The organism is Microcystis sp. M113S1 (genome assembly GCF_020246945.1).
In the GTDB taxonomy this organism is placed as follows: Bacteria; Cyanobacteriota; Cyanobacteriia; order Cyanobacteriales; family Microcystaceae; genus Microcystis.
In genome coordinates this window covers 1-3,227 of the sequence record NZ_JADBSA010000076.1, presented here as the reverse complement: position 1 = coordinate 3,227, position 3,227 = coordinate 1, and the positions used below count along the sequence as shown (strand labels likewise).

The following is a 3,227-nucleotide window of genomic DNA, read 5'->3' as shown; positions in this document are numbered from 1 at the left end:
TAAATCTAAAAACCTTGTTGGGTAAGACTTTTAGACTTTTTGTCAATCAAAAAGTACCGGACTGGGAGTGATCAGGGGGAAAATTCCGGGACTTTTTCCCTGAAAATTAGGTAGTTGACCACCTGAAAATCGGTAAAACCCCACACCCCACACCCCACACCCCACACCTTACCACCACCGAAAAACTTTTTGCCGCAAACCCTATTTAATTTTGGGGTTTAATCCCGATCACATCGAGTTCTAATCCCCATTAGCGGCTAATTTTCTGGTTTTTGCCAGCGAAATTGATAGACATTATCCTGCGCTCCCCATACCTGCCGTCCAAGGCTATCATAACCTCGATCGCTGGTATCCATGCCCTGGGAATGTAGAATAATTGTATTAGTTATTTTTACCGCACCTCTGGCATTAGTGGGACAACCCTGGGGGGGAGTTTCTCCCCGATAACCCCCCGCTATCGGTTTTAAAAACACAGTACACACCGACTCAGCCAAATCTGATACATTTAAATTTCTTTCTGTCAAGTCTTTGTTACAAAAATTAATAAAGTTAGCGGCATTATTTAACTTATAAGCTTTTGATTCCACAGTGGAATTATCGGAGCTAGGTTGAATGACTAAAATTCTTTGACGATAGGGTTGATTTAACTGATCGATAATCGCCTGTTCTTGATAGAGATAAATATTATCCTGTTTGGGGGAAAAATTCACCGCACAGGTAGTCATCTGCACCTTAGCAATGCGGGGGTTAGTCTGCGCTTGTTCCCTGGTATCCATAACCCCAATTAAATGATTAGCCACCCCTTGCACTTGCGGGTTAAGGGGCCAAGATTGAGTGAGAAAAAATCCTAGGGCGATCGAAGTTTTCAGCATGAGCAGCGGCTTAATTCCGGTTAGTCTCTAATTAGCTTAAACTAATAAGCAGCAAGAGCAAAAAATCCCCTTTTCCCATGGCTAATCATCTGGCTGAATCTGAAAGTCTTTACCTGCGAAAACACGCCGAAAACCCGATCGATTGGTGGTATTGGTGTGACAGCGCCCTAGAAATTGCCAGGAGAGAAGATAAACCGATATTTCTCTCGATCGGTTATTCTAGCTGTCATTGGTGTACGGTTATGGAAGGAGAAGCTTTTTCCGATCAGGCCATTGCCGATTATCTCAATCAGTATTTTTTGCCGATCAAAGTTGATCGCGAGGAAAGACCGGACATCGATAGTATCTATATGCAAGCATTGCAGATGATGGTCGGTCAAGGGGGTTGGCCTCTGAATGTCTTCCTAACACCGGATAGTTTAATTCCCTTCTATGGTGGCACTTATTTTCCCGTGCAACCGCGCTTTAACCGGCCAGGTTTTCTGCAAGTGCTGCAATCGATACGTGGTTATTATGACGAGGAAAAAGAGAAATTAAACAAATTTACGGCCGAAATGCTGGGCGCACTGCGTCAATCGGCTATTTTACCGCGAGCAGAGACCAATTTAGCCGATCCTTCCCTTTTAGCCACAGGAATCGAGAGAAATACGGCAGTGATTCAGGTTAATCCCAATAACTACGGTCGGCCCAGTTTTCCGATGATTCCCTATTCTAATCTGGCTTTGCAGGGCAGTCGCTTTGGTGACGATTTTGAGGATTCCCTCCGGCAAGCGGCCTATCAACGGGGGGAAGATCTGGCCTTGGGGGGAATCTATGACCATGTAGGGGGAGGATTCCATCGTTATACGGTGGATTCGACGTGGACAGTTCCCCATTTTGAAAAAATGCTCTACGATAACGGGCAAATTGTCGAATATTTAGCCAATTTGTGGAGTGCGGGTTATCGAGAAGCGGCCTTTGAGAGAGGGATTAAAGGCACGGTTAACTGGCTAAAACGGGAAATGACCGCCCCAGAAGGCTATTTTTATGCGGCCCAGGATGCCGATAGTTTTCAGAATGCCACGGATAGAGAACCGGAGGAAGGAGCCTTTTATGTCTGGTCGGATTTAGAGTTAAGGGATTATCTCTCGATCGAGGAATTAGGACTGCTGCAAGCTAATTTTACCGTTACTGCCGAGGGGAATTTTGAGGGTCGTAATGTCCTGCAACGTCGGCAAGGGGGAGAATTATGGTCGGAGATAGAAAATATGCTCGATAAGTTATTTATTCGGCGTTATGGCAGTTCTCAGTCCCAATTAGCTCTTTTTCCCCCGGCCAGAGACAATCAAGAGGCGAAAACCGTCTCTTGGCCGGGACGGATTCCGGCGGTAACGGATACGAAAATGATCGTCGCTTGGAATAGTTTGATGATTTCCGGTTTGGCCCGGGCCTTTGCCGTCTTTGGGGAACCTTTGTACTGGCAAATGGCTAGTCAAGCGGCCGAGTTTATTCTCAAGCATCAGTGGTTAGATGGACGTTTTCAGCGCTTGAATTATCAGGGTCAGGCCTCGGTTTTAGCCCAATCGGAGGATTTTGCCTATTTTATTAAGGCTTTACTGGACTTGCAAACGGCTAATCCCCAAGAAACTCGCTGGTTAGAGGCTGCTATCGATCTACAAGGGGAATTCGATCGCTGGTTTTGGTCCAAGGATGAGGGAGGATATTTTAATACCGCTTCTGATCATAGTCTCGATCTGATCGTGCGGGAACGGGGTTATACGGATAATGCCACCCCTTCGGCCAACGGAATTGCGATCGCTAATTTAGTGCGTCTGTCGCGATTGACGGAAAATCTAGAATATCTCGATCGGGCCGAAAAGGCCTTGCAATCTTTTAGTACCATTCTAGAAGAGTCCCCCACCGCTTGCCCCAGTTTATTTGTCGCTCTCGATCACTATTGTCACGGTTTCTGTCTGCGCGCCCCGGAAAGCTCGATCGAGCCGCTGTTAAGTCGCTATTTGCCCACTGCGGTGTATCGAGTCGATGCCAGTTTGCCCCTTAGCACATTTGGGTTAATTTGTCAAGGGTTATGCTGCCTTGAACCGGCAGAAAATTTAGAACAGTTGCACCGACAAATTGCCGGGGTGATGGCTGGGGAGTCAATACGGCTCGGTTAACTTAAAGATGGTGCGTTCCCCTTGATCAAACGATGGATTGACACTCCCCGCTCTAAAGACTATCCATTAGTCACATCTTTCTTAACATAAAATTTGACAAAAAGAGAAAAGTGTGCAAGATGGCTCAAGGAGGTTCTATGGGGGGACTAATTTGATGAGATAGTTTCCAAGTCTGGCTGATATCATGTAACCTTCGCAG

The 3,227-nt window shown here is 46.2% G+C and carries 2 protein-coding genes; one reads left to right on the top strand and one right to left on the bottom strand.

Going from position 1 to position 3,227, the window contains the following annotated elements:
• Positions 1–257: 257 nt before the first annotated feature.
• A complete protein-coding gene (locus tag IM319_RS04370; protein ID WP_287734765.1) occupies positions 258–872 on the bottom strand; it encodes a chromophore lyase CpcT/CpeT in 615 nt (204 codons plus the stop codon).
• Between the two features lie 77 nt (positions 873–949).
• Between IM319_RS04370 and IM319_RS04365 the strand changes: the two genes are divergently transcribed.
• On the top strand, positions 950–3,028 hold the full coding sequence (locus IM319_RS04365; protein WP_287734764.1) for a thioredoxin domain-containing protein: 2,079 nt from the start codon (positions 950–952) through the stop codon (positions 3,026–3,028).
• Positions 3,029–3,227: the final 199 nt, after the last annotated feature.